Origin of the sequence: Rhizobium beringeri, from assembly GCF_004306515.1 — a bacterium.
Lineage (GTDB): Bacteria > Pseudomonadota > Alphaproteobacteria > Rhizobiales > Rhizobiaceae > Rhizobium > Rhizobium beringeri.
In genome coordinates, this window is the sequence record NZ_SILG01000001.1 from 2,030,070 (window position 1) to 2,046,033 (window position 15,964).

Consider the following 15,964-nt stretch of genomic DNA (forward strand, 5'->3'; position numbering starts at 1 on the left):
AGCCCTTTCATGTTACTGCTTCGGTGCTTGGCAATCATGCTTCGCCAAAAGGGGGACCCTATGATTTTTCGGACTGTTATTTCGGCTTGCGCATTTGTGTTACTGCCCGCCATCGCACTTGCAGACCCCACAGGTTCCTACAAGGTCGCCGGCACCAGCGAGGACGGCAGCAAGTATCAGGGCACCGTCAAGGTGCTTCGCAACGGCGAGACCTATATCGTCGACTGGATGATCGGCAAGAACGAGTCGATCGGCACCGGCCTCGGCGCAAAATTCAGCGGCGATCGTTTCGAAATGGGTCCGGCAAGCGACGAGGACACGGCGATCTCCGTCGGTTACGTCTCCAAGGAGAATTTCGGCATCGCCATGTATTTCGAGCAGCCGGACGGCAGCTGGCAGGGTGTCTGGACCTATGGCGGCTCGGAAAAGGTTGCGAGCGAAATCTGGACTCGCGAGTAAACCGCGCGTATCAGGCGTCGGGATTGAATGAGGTAAACAGCCTTTGATCTATGTCGACGCCGATGCCTGCCCGGTGAAACCGGAAATCCTGAAGGTGGCCGAACGTCACGGCCTCGAAGTCACCTTCGTTGCCAATTCCGGCTTACGCCCCTCGCGCGATCCGATGATCCACAACGTCATCGTCTCCAATGCCTTTGACGCCGCCGACAACTGGATCGCCGAACGCGCCGGCGCGGGCGATGTCGTTGTCACTGCCGATGTGCCGCTTGCCGTGCGCTGTGTCGCGACCGGCGCCTTCGTCAGCGGCCCCACAGGGCGCGTCTTCGACGAGACCAATATCGGCATGGCAAGCGCCATGCGCGATCTCGGTGCCCACTTGCGCGAAACCGGCGAGAGCAAGGGCTACAACGCCGCCTTCAGCCCGAAAGACCGTTCACGCTTCCTCGAAACCTTCGATCGTCTCTGCCGCCGCGCCAAAAGCCTTGCCGCGGAGGCTGACGGGCAGCCGTGATGCAGCAACTAAAGGTGCTACAGCCTCCTTTGCACGTCTAAAAGACGCGCGGCGCTGTAGCCCACAAGAAACGGCTGGCATGGCAGCCGTGCCGATTCCGACCTTGAACACCGCCGCCGCCTCACGCATATAGGCGTTATCGCAGACGACTGCGGCATCCTCTCGGATGCAACTGTCGCGGGGACGGCCTCGCTCTTGAACAAGGAGAGTCGCATGGCCTGGTTTCTGCTTTTTCTCGCCGGTCTTTTTGAATGTGGTTGGGCGATCGGCCTTAAATATACCGATGGCTTCACCCGGCCGCTGCCGACGGCGCTGACTGTCATATCCATGGTAGTGAGCATCGTGCTGCTCGGCTTGGCCGTGAAGCACCTGCCGATCGGCACCGCCTATGCGGTCTGGACCGGCATCGGCACGGTTGGCACCGTATTTCTCGGCATCTGGCTGCTTGGCGATGAGGCAAGTGTCTCCCGTCTTGCCTGCATCACGCTGATCGTCGCCGGCATCGCCGGTCTCAAGCTTACCGCCTGATGTGAAGGTTGAGGGGCGTCGCGACGCCCCTCAGTCTATCGTTCAGGCTGCCTTGCGATTATCGACGGCAAAAGCGCCGGGACCGGAGAAGAACAGGTAGAGGAAGACGAAGCAGAACAGGATCGCGGCGTCGCCCTGGTTGACGGCCGGGAAGAAGCTGTTCGGGGCATGCGCCATGAAATAGGCAACGGCCATTTCGCCGGCGAGGAGGAAGGCAACAGGGCGCGTCAGCAGGCCGACGAGAATGAGGATACCGCCGACAAGCTCCAGAAGGGCGGCGAACAGCATCAACGGCGGCAGCGCGCCGGCCATCTGCGCAGCCGGGAAAGCGAAAAGCTTCATCGTGCCGTGTTCGATGAACAGCAGCGCGGTGATGATTCTGAGAGCGGCCAGCCCATAGGGGCGATAGGCAGAAAGACGCTCGAAAGTTGACATTAAACCTCTCCATTAAAACAATAAGAGCCGAGCGTTAGCCTGTCCCTCGCAAGGATTGAACACACGGATCACTGACGGCCGTTCACTTTTTCGACAGTGGTTAGAGCCTTTCCTCTAAACACCTGACCGGACAGTTTTATTCGCCGGCAGCCGTCAAAGCGGGATGTTGTCGTGTTTCTTCCATGGATTGGCGAGATCCTTGTTGCGCAGCATCTTCAGCCCGCGCGCCAGCCGCCGCCGGGTGGAATGCGGCATGATCACCTCGTCGACATAACCGCGCTCGGCGGCAACGAAGGGCGAGAGGAACCGGTCCTCATACATTTTCGTATGGGCGGCGATCTTTTCGGGATCGGCGATATCCTTGCGGAAGATGATCTCGACGGCGCCCCTGGCGCCCATCACGGCGATCTGCGCCGTCGGCCAGGCATAGTTGAGATCCCCGCGCAGATGCTTCGACGCCATCACGTCATAGGCGCCGCCGAAGGCCTTGCGGGTGATGACGGTGAGCTTCGGCACCGTCGCCTCGGCATAAGCAAAGAGCAGCTTGGCGCCGTGCTTGATGAGGCCGCCATATTCCTGCGCCGTACCCGGCAGGAAACCCGGCACGTCGACGAAGGTGACGATCGGAATGTTGAAGCAGTCGCAGAAGCGCACGAAACGGGCCGCCTTGCGCGAGGCGTCGCTGTCGAGAACGCCGGCCAGCACCATCGGCTGGTTGGCGACGAAGCCGACGGTGGAGCCTTCGACGCGACCGAAGCCGCAGACGATGTTTCCGGCAAAACTTGCCTGGATTTCGAAGAAATCCCCCTCATCCGCTACCTTCCGGATCAGTTCCTTGATGTCGTAAGGCTTGTTGGAGCTCGCCGGCACCAGCGTATCGAGCGACATGTCGACCTCTGTCACCGACTGGTAACATTCGATCTCGGGCAGCGGCGCGGTGTTCGAAAGCGGCAGGAAATCGATCAGCCGGCGCACCTGCAAGAGCGTTTCGACATCATTGTCGTAGGCGCCGTCGGCAATCGACGAGCGCACCGTATGCACGATAGCGCCGCCGAGTTCTTCGGCTGTCACCGTCTCGTTGGTGACGGTTTTCACCACGTCGGGACCGGTGACGAACATGTAGGAGGTATCACGCACCATGAAGATGAAATCGGTCATCGCAGGCGAATAGACGTCGCCGCCAGCGCAGGGACCCATGATCACCGAGATCTGCGGTATGACGCCGGAGGCAAGCACATTGCGCTGGAATACCTCGGCATAGCCGCCGAGAGCCGCCACGCCCTCCTGGATGCGGGCGCCGCCGGCATCATAGATACCGACGATCGGCGCGCGGTTCTTCAGCGCCATGTCCTGCACCTTCATGATCTTCTCGGCATGCGCTTCCGATAGCGAGCCACCGAAGACGGTGAAGTCCTTGGCGAAGACGAACACCGTGCGGCCGTTGACCGTGCCCCAGCCGGTGACGACACCGTCGCCGGCAATCCGGCTCTTATCCATGCCGAAATCGGTGGAGCGATGTTCGACGAACATGTCGAATTCCTCGAAGGAGCCTTCGTCGAGGAAGAGGTCGATACGCTCGCGCGCCGTCAGCTTGCCGCGTTTGTGCTGGGCGTCGATGCGCACTTCGCCGCCGCCGAGGCGGGCGATGCCGCGGCGCCGTTCCAGTTCCTCGAGAATTTCCTTCATGCGATCTCCCTCGCCGCTGCGGGCGGCAATCCGGCGATTAGATTATGCGCTAGAGCATGATGCCGAAAAGTGTGCGCGGTTTTCGGACAACATCATGCTCTAACTATTTAGCGCCCGCGCCCGCTGAGTGAGAAAACCGAGCGTATCCTTGCCGCGACGTCCTCGGCCAGGATCTCATCGGCAAGCTTGGGATCGGCAGCGATGCTGGTCACGTCGAAGGCGCTGACGGCGATGACCGAGCCGTCCTCGACCGAGGCCGCGTCGATGCTGATCTTGGCGACGTTGCGGTCCTTCTGGAAGCCGAGGCCCTTTTGGATGGAAACCACGCGGATCGTCAGCACCACCCGCGGCAGCACGGTGTCGCGTACGGTGGCGTTGATCGCCACGTTGACGCGGTCGTTGATGCCCGAAAGCAGCTCGGCCGGCATGTTCGGACCGGACAGAACAACGGCGCTGCGCACATCATAGACCGGCGCCTCCGGCTTGGTGGCCGAGAGGCTGACGCAGGCCGTGAGCGCGATACAGACAAGTGCGGCCCGGCAAAAACACGACCTCAGCCAATTCATTGCAAAATCCCGCACCACCCCGTTGGAGTCGCAGACTTCGTCATAATGCATTGGAAGGCAATATGTTTCAGGCGCTTAGGGCGAAAAAAACATCCGCTGCGGCTTTGAACTCGGCAAAGCGCTTGGCCCGCCGTTCCTCGGCCTCCTCGTCGCTGCCCCAATGCTCGATCGTCCAATCCTCGTCGAGATGGGCAAGCGACCAGGCCTCCTCAGTCGTTACCCGGCCCTCTGCGAAGGCAAGCGCCAGGATCGCCGAACCGGTGAGCGTGGTGACCGTGTGGAGCGCTGCAAGTGCCATCGGGCTATCATATCTCGCGAGCGTGACGGCGAAGGCGGCAGTCGCCTCGCGCGGCTGCTCCTGAGGCATCACCCCTTCGACGAGGATGAACCGGGCGCCGAGGTCATTCGCCGCCCAGTCGATCACGGGATCCCAGTGCTCGGCCTGGCGCTCGACCAGCAGTTCCGGCGCCTCGGCGCGGTAGCAGATCAGGTCGCTGGAGGAAAAGCGCAGGATATCCTCGAAGATCGCCTGCGCGTTGGCGGCAACGCCATCGAGTGCGGTGTTGACGAGCCGTGTCACCGGCATGCTCACGGGGTTGATCTCTTCGCCCTGCGCCTGCCATTCGGCGGCGACAAGCCGCGCGAGCGCCTCGGTCGGCACGGCGAGAACCTGCCGTGCCGGCGTGCGCACCATCTTGCCGTCGAGCGTGATCGCAAAACCGCCCTCGTGCTCGGCAACGGAGACGTCGGTATAGAAGCGCTTGGGCAGCGGCTTCTTCATCTGGATCTGCGCGCGGCGGATGGGATCGGGATGGCTCAGGCCTTCGGAAAGGTCGTTCAGCAAATCGCGCATGGGCTCACCTCAGGAAAAATGACGCAATATCTCGTTCGGATGGTAGGCGATCGCATCAGCGCCGTTGGCGATCAGCTCATCCACGCTGGCATAGCCCCAGGCAACGCCGATCGCCTTGGCGCCGGCAGCCTTTGCCATCTGCATATCGTAAACCGCGTCGCCGATGACAATAGTGTCGGCAGCATTCATGCCGGTTTCATCGCAGCATTCCGTCACCATGGCTGGATGCGGCTTGGAAGGGCAATCGTCGGCGGTGCGTGCGACGATGAAATGCGCCTCGAAACCATGTGTCTCCATCACGAGCTTGAGCCCGCGGCGGGATTTGCCCGTCACCGCGCCGATCAGCAGGTCGTCGCGCCCGCTGATCGCGTCGATCATCTCGCGGATGCCTGGAAACAGCGGCTCCTTGTAATCGAGATCCTGACGCACGATCGAGAACAGCGATTTGTAATGCGCCGTCATGTCGATGTCTTCCTGCTCCACATGCTGCCTGCCCTGCATGCGGGCAATGGCAATATCGAGGGACAGGCCGATAATGGCCTTGGTGTCTTCAAAGCGCGGTTCCGACTTGCCGAACTTATCGAAGGTCCTGCGCATGGTTTCGTGGATCAGACCGGCGCTATCGACCAGTGTGCCATCGCAATCAAAAAGCGCCAGTTTCATTCGGCGTCCCTTTCGGCACTGGCGAGATCGAGGCCGAGAAGGTTCCAGGTCTGCACCATATGCGACGGCAGCGGCGCACTGATGCGCAGGCGCCCGCCGGAGGGATGAGGGATGTCGATGTGACGCGCGTGCAGATGCAGCTTCTTCTGGACGCCGCCTGGAAAATCCCAATTCGGATCGTCGTCGAAATATTTCGGATCGCCGATGATCGGATGGCCGATATGCAGCGCGTGCACACGCAGCTGATGGGTCCGTCCAGTATAGGGTTCCATCTCCAGCCAGGCGAGGTTCTGGGCGGCGGTTTCGAGCACGCGATAGAAGGAAACGGCGTGATCTGCTCCGTCCTCGCCGTGTTTGGCGATCCGCATGCGGTCGCCATCGGCCGTCGGCTCCTTGACGAGCCAGGTCGAGATCTTGTCCTCGTGTTTGCGCGGCACGCCCTTGACCAGCGCCCAGTAGGTCTTCTTGGTGTCGCGCTCGCGGAAGGCTGCCGTCAGCTTCTGCGCGGCGCCGCGCGTGCGGGCGATGACGAGAACGCCCGAGGTGTCGCGGTCGAGACGGTGAACGAGGCGCGGCTTCTCGCCCTTCGGGCTGGTCCAGGCTTCGAGCATCTGGTCGATATGCCTGGCCACACCCGAGCCGCCCTGCACGGCAAGGCCGGGTGGCTTGTTGAGAACGATCACCTTTTCGTCCTCATGCAGCACCATGCGCGACAGTAGTTCGAAATCCGTCGAATGCTTGAGATCCTTGCCGGCGATCGGTCCGGATTTCAGCTTGGCATCGACATCGAGCGGCGGCACGCGCACCGTCTGGCCGGGCTGCACGCGCGCATCCGATTTGACGCGCCCGCCGTCGACGCGCACTTGGCCGGAGCGCAGCAGCTTCTGCAGCGGGCCGAAACCGAGCCCCGGAAAGTGTACCTTGAACCAGCGATCGAGCCGCATGCCGGCTTCGTCGGGTTCAACCTTGATATGTTCTATGCCAGCCATAAGAAATCTTTCGGAAATTGCAGCGCGGGCCAAGCCGGCGTTCTTGCCGCAGCCTTTAGAGCATTTTCACGCAAAACGGAAACCGGAAAAGAGATCAGGCCAAAGCGCGTATGACGGCGAGGCCGGCGATGACGGCTACCATCGAAAATCCGACGCTCGCCGCGATATAAATGCCGCCGGCGACAGCCTCGCCGCGTTCGAACAGCGAGATGGCATCCAGCGAGAAGGCCGAGAAGGTGGTGAAGCCACCAAGGAAGCCGGTGATCAGCAACAGGCGCAGTTCCGTCGAGGCGTTGAACTTCCGCGCGATGAGCTCGGCGAAGACGCCGATGACGAAGCAGCCGACGACATTGACGGCGAGCGTGCCCCAGGGGAATGCCGGGCCCATCAGCCTCAGCGCCCACTGGCCGACATAATACCTGAGAACGGAACCGATAGCGCCGCCGAAGGCGACAAGGAGAGCCTGGATCATGAGCCGGATTTACCGCGTTTGCGAAAGTGATTCCAATCGAGCCTTATGAATTCTTACCATTTTGTAAAATGCCAATGATTTTCTTATGATGGCGCCAAGATCATACCGATACGGTGACTGGCATGACCCAGCTCCTGTCCATATCGGCCAACACTGCCGCTGTTGCTTTCGAGTCGCTCCGAATCCCGCAGCGTGTCGCGACGAGCACTGCGGCGCGCGACGCACGGCGCGTTGCCGACCGGCAGTTGAAGGCTGAAGGCACTGAGGACATAGACGAGCCCTCCAGCATCATCCAGTCGACCGAAGTTGCGCTCGACTTGATGGCGAAGGGCAACCGCCAACCGCAGTCCGGCCTGAAACAGGCGCTGCGATCCTACGAAGACTTCTGAGGCGATCGCCTTCCAAACGAAAGCCCGCGACTGCGATTGTTGTCGCGGGCTTTTTTGTTTTAACTACAGCGCCGCGCGTCCTTTCAGACGCGCAAAGGACGCTGTAGCACTTTGAATCGCTGCTCTCACTTGCCCTGGGCGGAGAGCACCTGCAGGACCAGATCGACCTTGCCGGCCTTTTCGAAGGTCAGCGTCACCGGCACGGTGCCGCCCTGCTTGAACGGCGTCTTCACCTTCTGGAACATCAGGTGCAGGTTGCCGGGCTCAAGCTTGACCGTCTCGCCAGCGGCAATGGCGATGCCGTCCTTCAGCTGGCGCATCCGCATGACGTTATCCTTGGTCTCCATCTCGTGGATCTGAACCTCGCCTGATACGGGCGACGTCACGGACAGCAAGCGATCGTCCGTCTTGCCGTTGTTTTTCACCGTGAAAAAGCCGCCGCCGACTGGCTGGCCGGGCAGCATCGCCTTGGCGAAGCCGCCGGAAATTTCGAGATCGCCGGCCTTGACCGTTTCGCCGGCAGGTGCGGCAGCGCCCATGCCGGACATGTCCATGCCGGCCATATCGTCATGGTCGTGACCATGGTCTTCGCCGGCGACGACCTTCAACAGCGGCGCCGGGCTTTTCAGCCCATGCGCGTCGCCGCCTTCCGCCGCCACCTGATCCCAGGCCGTGACCGTCTCGCCGCACATCTGCGTCACCGGAAAGGCGAGCGAGGTGCCGGCCTCGACGCCTGATACCTTACCCTGGATGACGAAGGTATCGTAGAAATCGTCGGAGAGATTGCCGTTCCTCCAGCGCACTTCGATCACGCCCGCCTTCACCTTGTCGCCGTGATTGTCGTAGGTCTTCTGGTAGTCGCCCTTGATCACCTCGAGCTCCCAGCCGGCCTTCGGCTGCGGCTTGGCGAAGACGAAGCCTTCGGGCAGCTTGACTCGCACTTCCGTGGTCGCCTTGCCGTCGCAGCCATGCGGCACCTGCAGCGTGGCGAGAATGGTGCTGTCCTGCTTCGCCTCTCTATCGAGGAAGCTCACATGCGCCTCGGCGCCGGCAAAGGCGGTCGCGGAAAGAAGGGCGGCGAGCCCGAAGGTCTTGCCAAATGTCTTGATAGTTTTCATCGGATATCTCCTCGCCGGCCACGGACCTCTCTCGGGCGGACCGGCATGCTGCATCATGGGTTGCGGAAGCAGATCAGGCGAGGATGGGAGGTGCGCGGGAATTCGGCCGGCTGACAGCGCTTGCGCCTGTTATGGCTGATGTTTCGATCGGCGCGTTGTTCAACGCTGCGAGCTTGCGCTCGAGCCAGGAGTCCGTATTCGGAGCCGGCAGGATGACGGAGGCCGACAGCCGGCAGGCTTCGCAATTTGGCTTGAAGGCGACGGTCTTGCCGTCGGTGTCCTTCACGGTAACGCAGAGCGAGGCGAAGGTACCGTCGGGCAGCACATAGGCCGCTGCATCGTAGCCTTCGGAGGCGACAGCCTCTGGTGCCTGATGGGCAAGCCCAAGCAAAAGCAGGCTCAATGCGCAAAGCATGCGCAGGAAGAGCGTCGCTTTCAGTCCGGTCTGCCGCATGAGATCCCCTTCAACAGCATGTCGCGATAGCCGTTTTCCCCACGGAATGCAAAAACAGATTTGCCGCAGATCAGGGCTTGGCCGGGATATGGCGACAAAAAATTGTCCGGTCACGACATTTGGCCTTGCCAAGCGCTGCACCCGCCGGATAATTGCGCCAACCTTGTTGGGAGAAGCCGGTGCTTTCGCCACCGGTGCCGAAGGAGCAACCGCCCCGGAAACTCTCAGGCAAAAGGACCAGCAAGGGGCAGACGGAACTCTGGAGAGAAGCGTTCTCGAAACGCTCGCCGAAGGGATAACAATCTCAGGCAAAGGGACAGAGGGGGCTCAGGAGAGAAGTGCGCAGCCGCGCCTTCAGATTTGAGCCCGCGCCTTCGTGAGAAGGCGCAAACCCCGGAGGCGTCTTTTGGACGATACTGCTGCCCTGAAGAAAACCCCGCTGCATGCCCTGCATCTTTCGCTCGGCGCCCGCATGGTGCCGTTCGCGGGTTACGACATGCCGGTGCAATATCCCGCAGGCGTCATGAAGGAGCATCTTCATACCCGCGCCGAAGCCGGCCTCTTCGATGTCTCCCACATGGGCCAGCTTATCGTGAAGGCGAAATCTGGCAGCTACGAGGATGCGGCGCTGGCGCTCGAAAGCCTGGTGCCGGTCGATATCCTTGGCCTTGCCGAAGGCCGCCAGCGTTATGGCTTCTTCACCGATGATACCGGCTGCATTCTCGACGATCTGATGATCACCCATCTCGACGATCACCTTTTCATCGTCGTCAACGCTTCCTGCAAGGAGGCCGATCTCGCTCACCTGCAGGCCCATATCGGCGACCAGTGCGACATCACTCTTCTTAATCGCGCTTTAATCGCGCTGCAGGGACCGCGCGCGGTCGAGGTTCTCGCCGAACTCTGGGCCGACGTCGCGGCGATGAAATTCATGGATGTGCGCCATTGCCACCTGCACGATGTTTCCTGTCTGGTCTCGCGCTCCGGCTATAGCGGCGAGGACGGCTTCGAGATTTCGATCCCCGTCGACAAGGCCGAGGATGTCACCATGCGGTTGCTCGAACATCCCGATGTCCAGGCGATCGGCCTTGGCGCCCGCGATTCGCTGCGCCTCGAAGCCGGCCTCTGCCTCTACGGCAACGATATCGACACGACCACCTCGCCGGTCGAGGCGGCGCTTGAATGGGCCATGCAGAAGGCAAGGCGGGGCAATGGTGCGCGCGCCGGCGGCTTCCCTGGCTCTGGCCGCATCCTGTCCGAACTCGAAAACGGCGCCGCGCGCCGCCGAGTCGGCCTGAAGCCGGAAGGCAAGGCGCCGGTGCGCGGCCATGCCAAGCTCTATGCCGATGCCGAGGGCAAGGTCGAAATCGGCGAAGTCACCTCGGGCGGCTTTGGCCCCAGCGTCGAAGGCCCCGTCGCCATGGGCTACGTACCCGTCTCCCATGCCGCGGCAGGCACACTGGTCTATGCCGAAGTGCGCGGCAAATATCTGCCGACCACCGTCAGCGCCCTGCCCTTCGTCACACCGACCTACAAACGCTAAACCTTTTCCAGAGAGGACGAACAATGCTGAAATTTACCGAAGAACACGAATGGCTGAAGATCGAAGGCGGCGTTGCGACGGTCGGAATCACCACCTATGCCGTCGATCAACTCGGCGACCTGGTTTTCGTCGAACTGCCGGAAGTTGGCGCGACCTTCTCCAAGAACGGCAATGCCGCGACCGTTGAATCCGTCAAGGCTGCTTCCGACGTCTATTGTCCGCTTGATGGCGAGATCACCGAGGTCAACCCGGCCATCGTTGCAGATCCGTCGCTGGTCAATTCCGATCCTCAGGGCGCTGGCTGGTTCTTCAAGCTGAAGCTTGCAAATGCTGCCGACGCCGATGGCCTGCTCGACGAGGCGGCCTACAAGGAGCTCACTGCGTAATGACGACGCCGACAGAATTCCAGTTCACCGACTATCAGCCCTACGATTTCGCCAATCGCCGCCATATCGGCCCCTCGCCGGCTGAGATGACCGACATGCTGAAGGTGATCGGTTATAACAGCCTCGACGGCCTGATCGACGCGACGCTACCGCCCTCGATCCGCCAGAAGGAGCCGCTCGTCTGGGGCGCGCCGATGACCGAGCGCGAGGCGCTCGACAAGCTGCGCGAGACGGCCAACAAGAACAAGGTGCTGGTCTCGCTGATCGGTCAGGGTTATTACGGCACGATCACGCCGCCTGTCATCCAGCGCAACATCCTCGAAAACCCGGCCTGGTACACCGCCTATACGCCTTACCAGCCGGAGATCAGCCAGGGCCGCCTGGAAGCGCTGCTGAACTACCAGACGATGGTCTGCGACCTCACCGGCCTCGACGTCGCCAACGCCTCGCTGCTCGACGAGGCGACCGCCGCTGCCGAAGGCATGGCGATTGCCGAGCGCGTCGCCAAGTCGAAGGCAAAGGCCTTCTTCGTCGATGCCGACTGCCATCCGCAGACGATCGCCCTCATCCGCACCCGCGCCGAACCGCTCGGCTGGAGCGTCATCGTCGGCAATCCCTTCACCGATCTCGATCCTGTCGACGTCTTTGGCGCGATCTTCCAGTATCCCGGCACGCACGGTCACGTGCATGATTTTACCGGCCTGATCTCGCGCCTGCACCAAACTGGCGCCATAGCAATCGTCGCCGCCGATATCCTGGCGCTGACGCTGCTGAAATCGCCCGGCGAAATGGGTGCCGATATCGCCGTCGGCTCCTCGCAGCGCTTCGGCGTCCCGGTCGGCTATGGCGGCCCGCATGCAGCCTATATGTCGGTCAAAGATGCCATCAAGCGCTCCATGCCCGGCCGCCTCGTTGGCGTTTCCGTCGACGCCCGCGGCAACCGCGCCTATCGCCTGTCGCTGCAGACCCGCGAACAGCATATCCGCCGCGAGAAGGCGACGTCGAACATCTGCACCGCTCAGGTGCTGCTTGCCGTCATGGCCTCGATGTACGCCGTCTTCCACGGCCCGAAGGGCATCAAGGCGATCGCCCAGCAGGTGCACCAGAAGGCCGTGCTGATGGCCAAGGGCCTGGAAAAGCTCGGTTATAAGGTCGAACCCGACACCTTCTTCGACACGATCACCGTCGATGTCGGCCACATGCAGGGTCTCATCCTGCGCGCCGCCGTCGCCGAAGGCGTCAATCTGCGCAAGGTCGGCGAAACCAAAATCGGCATGAGCCTCGACGAACGCACCCGGCCGGCGACGCTCGAAGCCGTCTGGCGCGCCTTCGGCGGCATTTTTACCATTGCCGATTTCGAGCCTTCCTACCGCCTGCCGAAGGGCCTGCTCAGAACCAGCGATTACTTCACCCATCCGATCTTCCACATGAACCGCGCCGAAAGCGAGATGACGCGTTACATCCGCCGGCTCTCCGACCGGGATCTGGCGCTCGACCGCTCGATGATCCCGCTCGGTTCCTGCACGATGAAGCTCAATGCGACGGCGGAAATGCTGCCGATCACCTGGCCGGAATTTTCCGACATCCATCCCTTCGTGCCGGCCGACCAAGCGCTCGGCTACCGCGAGATGATCGACGACCTGATCGAAAAGCTCTGCGCCGTCACCGGCTACGACGCCTTCTCCATGCAGCCGAATTCCGGCGCGCAGGGCGAATATGCCGGCCTGCTGACGATCCGCAACTATCATATCGCCAATGGCGACGGCCATCGCGACGTCTGCCTGATCCCGACATCTGCGCATGGCACCAACCCGGCCTCGGCCCAGATGGTCGGCATGAAGGTCGTCGTCGTCAAGGTGCGCGAAAATGGCGATATCGATCTCGACGATTTCCGCGCCAAGGCGGAGGAGCATGCTGCAAATCTTTCGTGCTGCATGATCACCTATCCCTCGACGCACGGCGTCTTTGAGGAGACCGTCAAGGAGATCTGCGATCTGGTGCACGACCATGGCGGCCAAGTCTATCTCGACGGCGCCAACATGAATGCCATGGTCGGCCTGTCCCGCCCCGGTGACATCGGCTCCGACGTTTCGCATCTCAACCTGCACAAGACCTTCTGCATCCCGCATGGCGGCGGCGGACCCGGCATGGGCCCGATCGGCGTCAAGGCGCATCTGGCCCCCTACCTGCCCGGCCATCCAGAAACCGACGGCCGTTCGGGTGCGGTCTCGGCCGCCGCCTTCGGCTCCGCCTCGATCCTGCCGATCTCCTGGAGCTATTGCCTGATGATGGGCGGCGAAGGCCTGACGCAGGCGACCAAGGTGGCGATCCTCAACGCCAACTATATCGCCACCCGGCTGAAGGGCGCCTATGACGTGCTCTACAAGTCGGCTGCCGGCCGCGTCGCGCATGAATGCATCATCGACACCCGCCCGCTGGTCGACAGCTCGGGCGTCACCGTCGACGACGTCGCCAAGCGGCTGATCGATTGCGGCTTCCATGCGCCGACCATGAGCTGGCCAGTCGCCGGCACGCTGATGATCGAGCCGACGGAAAGCGAGACCAAGGCCGAACTCGACCGTTTCTGCGAGGCGATGCTGGCGATCCGCGAGGAAGCCCGCGCCATTGAGGATGGCCGCATGGACAAGGTGAACAACCCGCTGAAGAACGCTCCGCACACGGTGGAAGACCTCGTCGGCGAATGGGATCGTCCCTACAGCCGCGAACAGGCCTGCTTCCCGCCCGGCGCCTTCCGCGTCGATAAATACTGGTCACCGGTCAACCGCGTCGACAACGTCTATGGCGACCGCAACCTGATCTGCACTTGCCCGCCGGTGGAAAGCTACGCAGAGGCAGCCGAATAGCGGTCAAGCCTGATGCTGTAGCGACGGGCCGAGCAATCCAAGCCCCTTCCATCATGGGAGGGGCTTTCCTAATTCTGATAGAAATGCGCGGCTAACCTTGCTCTCTAACCGTCTATCGAAGCTCCGTTCGTCTGCGAACGTCATTTCTGGCATAACACGCTACGCCCCGCGTAGCTCAACGTAAGAGCAGCTGTCTGGTTAGCAGCCGATCCAGGTTCAATTCCTCGGCAGGGGCACCAGTTTCCCAGTTCCCCTGCTCTCTATCAGCGTCGAAGCGTGCCGGTTTACGGCTAGAAGCGCTCGCCGACCATATCCTCGCTTTTGGCCCACAATGCCCTGGCCGTCTCGGGATCGAGCGCGTAGGTGCGCACACCTTCGGAAATTGGGCTGATCTCCGCATCCGTCACTTCGGAGACGTGGCAGTTCTCGCAATATCTGCCGCCGACCGCGTCTGCCGGGGCGACGAAACCTGCCCAGACGGAGGTAGCCGCACCCTGCGGGATCGTCTTCCACTGGAAGGGCGGCTTGCCCTCGGCGGCGAGCGCTGCGTTGATCTGCGTTATCATGCCTTCAATCATATCAGGGTCGAGATGACGGTCGAGCTCGGTCTGGATGCCGCCGGGATGCAGTGCCGTTGCACGGATGCCGCGCTCCTTGAGGCGCCGGTCGAGTTCCACCGCGAACAGGATATTTGCGGTTTTCGACTGGGCATAGGCCGCCCAGGGCTCATAGGTCTTGCTCTCGAAATTGAGGTCGTCAAGGCTGAAAGGTGCCATGCGATGGCCCGAGGATGCGACGATCACCACACGGCCGCCCGATTTGACGAGCGATGCGATGCGGTTGACCAGCACGAAATGACCGAGATGGTTGGTGCCGAACTGCGTTTCGAAGCCATCGGCGGTGCGGCCGAAGGGAGCGGCCATCACGCCGGCATTGGCAATGACAACATCGAAGGGGCGGCCATCCGAAATGAGCGCATCGGCACAGGCGCGCACGCTTGCCAGAGAGGCAAGATCAAGCTCGACGATATCCAGGCTGCCGCCATTGGCCGCACCGGTGCGCACGACTTCCGTTGCCGCCCTCGCCTTTGCAAGGTCACGCGCCGTACCCGTCACCTGCGCTCCATGGGCCAGCACACGCGCGGTTTCCAAGCCGAGGCCGGCCGAAATACCCGTCACCAGAACACGCTTGCCCTTGAGATCGACGCCGGCGAGCACCTCATCGGTGGTTGATGTCGCGCCAAAAAGTCCACTCATGATTATCTCCTTGATCATGGACGCACCGCTCCAGGCTGGTGGACCATTGCCCGCCGGCCTCAAATGAAATAAAAGGAGGGTGCCTCCAGATAAATATGGAGGGCGCCTCCGCTTATCAAGGGGACCTCTCGGAAATGGCCAAAAAAAGTGAAGAGCCCACCGTCCGAAAGCCGCGCGCGGATGCCGAACGCAATCGTCTTCTGCTGATGGAAACGGCAAAGACCGTCTTTGCCGACAAGGGTTCCAGCGCCAGCCTGGAGGAAATCGCCCGCATCGCCGGCGTCGGCATCGGCACACTCTATCGCCATTTCCCGACGCGCGATGCACTGGTTTCCGCCGTCTACCGCAACGAGACGACGCAGCTTGCCGCTGCCGCCAAAAGCCTTGCCGAGACACATCCGCCCGTCGAAGCACTTCGCCTGTGGCTGGTGCAGTTCGTGGATTATGTCGTGACGAAACACGGCATGTCCGAGGTGCTGGATTCTTTGGTCGGCGGCACCTCCGAGCTCTATGCCGATTCTGCCGATTTGATCATAGGTGCCGTCAATCTGCTGGTGGATCGCGCAGTCGCCACCGGTGAAATCCGTCTGGCGATGGACCCGCTCGATATCCTGCGCGCCCTGGCGGGCGGCGCGAGCATCAGCTGTGGCCCCGCCTGGCGGAATGCGGCAAGACAACTCATCGATATTCTGATAGCGGGCATGAGAGCCAGTCGCTGAGATTGTCGTACCACTCCGGCACGGCCGTCTCAGATCCGGCTTCCTGCCCGGCGCCTTCCGCGTCGACAAATAC

At 61.8% G+C, this 15,964-nt stretch carries 18 protein-coding genes, 1 tRNA gene and 1 riboswitch; of the genes, 9 read left to right on the forward strand and 10 right to left on the reverse strand.

The genetic code is table 11. The features are described from left to right. Window positions 1–96: 96 nt before the first annotated feature. The 3 genes from ELH03_RS10315 to sugE all read left to right on the forward strand — a co-directional run bounded on the left by ELH03_RS10315 (window position 97) and on the right by sugE (window position 1,498). Window positions 97–459: a hypothetical protein gene (locus ELH03_RS10315; protein WP_020397550.1), complete on the forward strand. Its 363-nt coding sequence runs from the start codon at window positions 97–99 to the stop codon at window positions 457–459. A 43-nt stretch (window positions 460–502) separates the two neighbouring features. Next, a complete protein-coding gene (locus tag ELH03_RS10320; protein WP_128411317.1) occupies window positions 503–970 on the forward strand; it encodes a YaiI/YqxD family protein in 468 nt (155 codons plus the stop codon). Between the two features lie 213 nt (window positions 971–1,183). Continuing rightward, window positions 1,184–1,498 carry a quaternary ammonium compound efflux SMR transporter SugE gene (gene sugE, locus ELH03_RS10325; protein ID WP_018072208.1) on the forward strand — a complete coding sequence of 105 codons (315 nt, stop codon included), beginning with the start codon at window positions 1,184–1,186 and terminating at the stop codon, window positions 1,496–1,498. A gap of 42 nt (window positions 1,499–1,540) precedes the next feature. On the opposite strand, the gene ELH03_RS10330 is transcribed toward sugE, so the two are convergent. The 7 genes from ELH03_RS10330 to crcB all read right to left on the reverse strand — a co-directional run bounded on the left by ELH03_RS10330 (window position 1,541) and on the right by crcB (window position 7,162). Further along, window positions 1,541–1,933, reverse strand: a complete 393-nt coding sequence (locus ELH03_RS10330; RefSeq protein WP_128402577.1) for a DoxX family protein — start codon at window positions 1,931–1,933, stop codon at window positions 1,541–1,543. A 153-nt stretch (window positions 1,934–2,086) separates the two neighbouring features. Further along, a complete protein-coding gene (locus ELH03_RS10335; protein ID WP_130658913.1) occupies window positions 2,087–3,619 on the reverse strand; it encodes an acyl-CoA carboxylase subunit beta in 1,533 nt (510 codons plus the stop codon). A gap of 107 nt (window positions 3,620–3,726) precedes the next feature. Continuing rightward, on the reverse strand, window positions 3,727–4,185 hold the full coding sequence (locus tag ELH03_RS10340; protein ID WP_128402579.1) for a calponin homology domain-containing protein: 459 nt from the start codon (window positions 4,183–4,185) through the stop codon (window positions 3,727–3,729). A gap of 67 nt (window positions 4,186–4,252) precedes the next feature. After that, window positions 4,253–5,038 carry an ATP12 family chaperone protein gene (locus tag ELH03_RS10345; RefSeq protein ID WP_128402580.1) on the reverse strand — a complete coding sequence of 262 codons (786 nt, stop codon included), beginning with the start codon at window positions 5,036–5,038 and terminating at the stop codon, window positions 4,253–4,255. 9 nt (window positions 5,039–5,047) lie between these two features. Beyond that, a complete protein-coding gene (locus ELH03_RS10350) occupies window positions 5,048–5,701 on the reverse strand; it encodes an HAD-IA family hydrolase (protein ID WP_128402581.1) in 654 nt (217 codons plus the stop codon). After that, the gene (locus tag ELH03_RS10355) at window positions 5,698–6,690 is read right to left on the reverse strand and encodes an RluA family pseudouridine synthase (RefSeq protein WP_018242151.1); all 993 of its coding nucleotides are present in this window, start codon (window positions 6,688–6,690) and stop codon (window positions 5,698–5,700) included. Before ELH03_RS10355 ends, ELH03_RS10350 begins: the two co-directional genes overlap by 4 nt. Window positions 6,691–6,784: 94 nt before the next feature. Then, the gene (crcB, locus tag ELH03_RS10360) at window positions 6,785–7,162 is read right to left on the reverse strand and encodes a fluoride efflux transporter CrcB (protein WP_128402582.1); all 378 of its coding nucleotides are present in this window, start codon (window positions 7,160–7,162) and stop codon (window positions 6,785–6,787) included. Between the two features lie 122 nt (window positions 7,163–7,284). On the opposite strand from crcB, the gene ELH03_RS10365 reads away from it, so the two are divergent. After that, complete coding sequence (locus ELH03_RS10365) at window positions 7,285–7,551, forward strand: hypothetical protein (protein ID WP_128402583.1); 267 nt, start codon at window positions 7,285–7,287, stop codon at window positions 7,549–7,551. Between the two features lie 125 nt (window positions 7,552–7,676). Here ELH03_RS10365 and ELH03_RS10370 read toward each other — a convergent pair whose 3' ends face one another. Both ELH03_RS10370 and ELH03_RS10375 read right to left on the reverse strand, forming a co-directional pair. Next, window positions 7,677–8,669: a DUF1775 domain-containing protein gene (locus ELH03_RS10370; RefSeq protein WP_130766271.1), complete on the reverse strand. Its 993-nt coding sequence runs from the start codon at window positions 8,667–8,669 to the stop codon at window positions 7,677–7,679. Between the two features lie 73 nt (window positions 8,670–8,742). Continuing rightward, window positions 8,743–9,123, reverse strand: a complete 381-nt coding sequence (locus ELH03_RS10375; protein WP_128402585.1) for a hypothetical protein — start codon at window positions 9,121–9,123, stop codon at window positions 8,743–8,745. Between the two features lie 157 nt (window positions 9,124–9,280). Further along, a riboswitch (glycine riboswitch) is annotated at window positions 9,281–9,373 on the forward strand. A gap of 156 nt (window positions 9,374–9,529) precedes the next feature. On the opposite strand from ELH03_RS10375, the gene gcvT reads away from it, so the two are divergent. From gcvT to ELH03_RS10395, 4 genes are all read left to right on the forward strand, one after another. Then, a complete protein-coding gene (gene gcvT, locus ELH03_RS10380) occupies window positions 9,530–10,666 on the forward strand; it encodes a glycine cleavage system aminomethyltransferase GcvT (protein ID WP_130766272.1) in 1,137 nt (378 codons plus the stop codon). A gap of 23 nt (window positions 10,667–10,689) precedes the next feature. Continuing rightward, a complete protein-coding gene (gene gcvH, locus ELH03_RS10385) occupies window positions 10,690–11,052 on the forward strand; it encodes a glycine cleavage system protein GcvH (RefSeq protein ID WP_017994172.1) in 363 nt (120 codons plus the stop codon). After that, window positions 11,052–13,916: an aminomethyl-transferring glycine dehydrogenase gene (gcvP, locus tag ELH03_RS10390; protein WP_130766273.1), complete on the forward strand. Its 2,865-nt coding sequence runs from the start codon at window positions 11,052–11,054 to the stop codon at window positions 13,914–13,916. The genes gcvH and gcvP overlap by 1 nt, the downstream gene beginning before the upstream one ends. Before the next feature lie 163 nt (window positions 13,917–14,079). Continuing rightward, window positions 14,080–14,155, forward strand: a tRNA-Thr gene (locus ELH03_RS10395). Window positions 14,156–14,206: 51 nt separating this feature from the next. Here ELH03_RS10395 and ELH03_RS10400 read toward each other — a convergent pair. Further along, entirely contained in the window at window positions 14,207–15,172 is a 966-nt protein-coding gene (locus ELH03_RS10400) for an SDR family NAD(P)-dependent oxidoreductase (protein WP_165447335.1), read from the reverse strand. A gap of 95 nt (window positions 15,173–15,267) precedes the next feature. Between ELH03_RS10400 and ELH03_RS10405 the strand changes: the two genes are divergently transcribed. After that, window positions 15,268–15,891, forward strand: coding sequence for a TetR/AcrR family transcriptional regulator (locus ELH03_RS10405; RefSeq protein WP_128402589.1), 624 nt, complete (start codon window positions 15,268–15,270; stop codon window positions 15,889–15,891). Window positions 15,892–15,964: the final 73 nt, after the last annotated feature.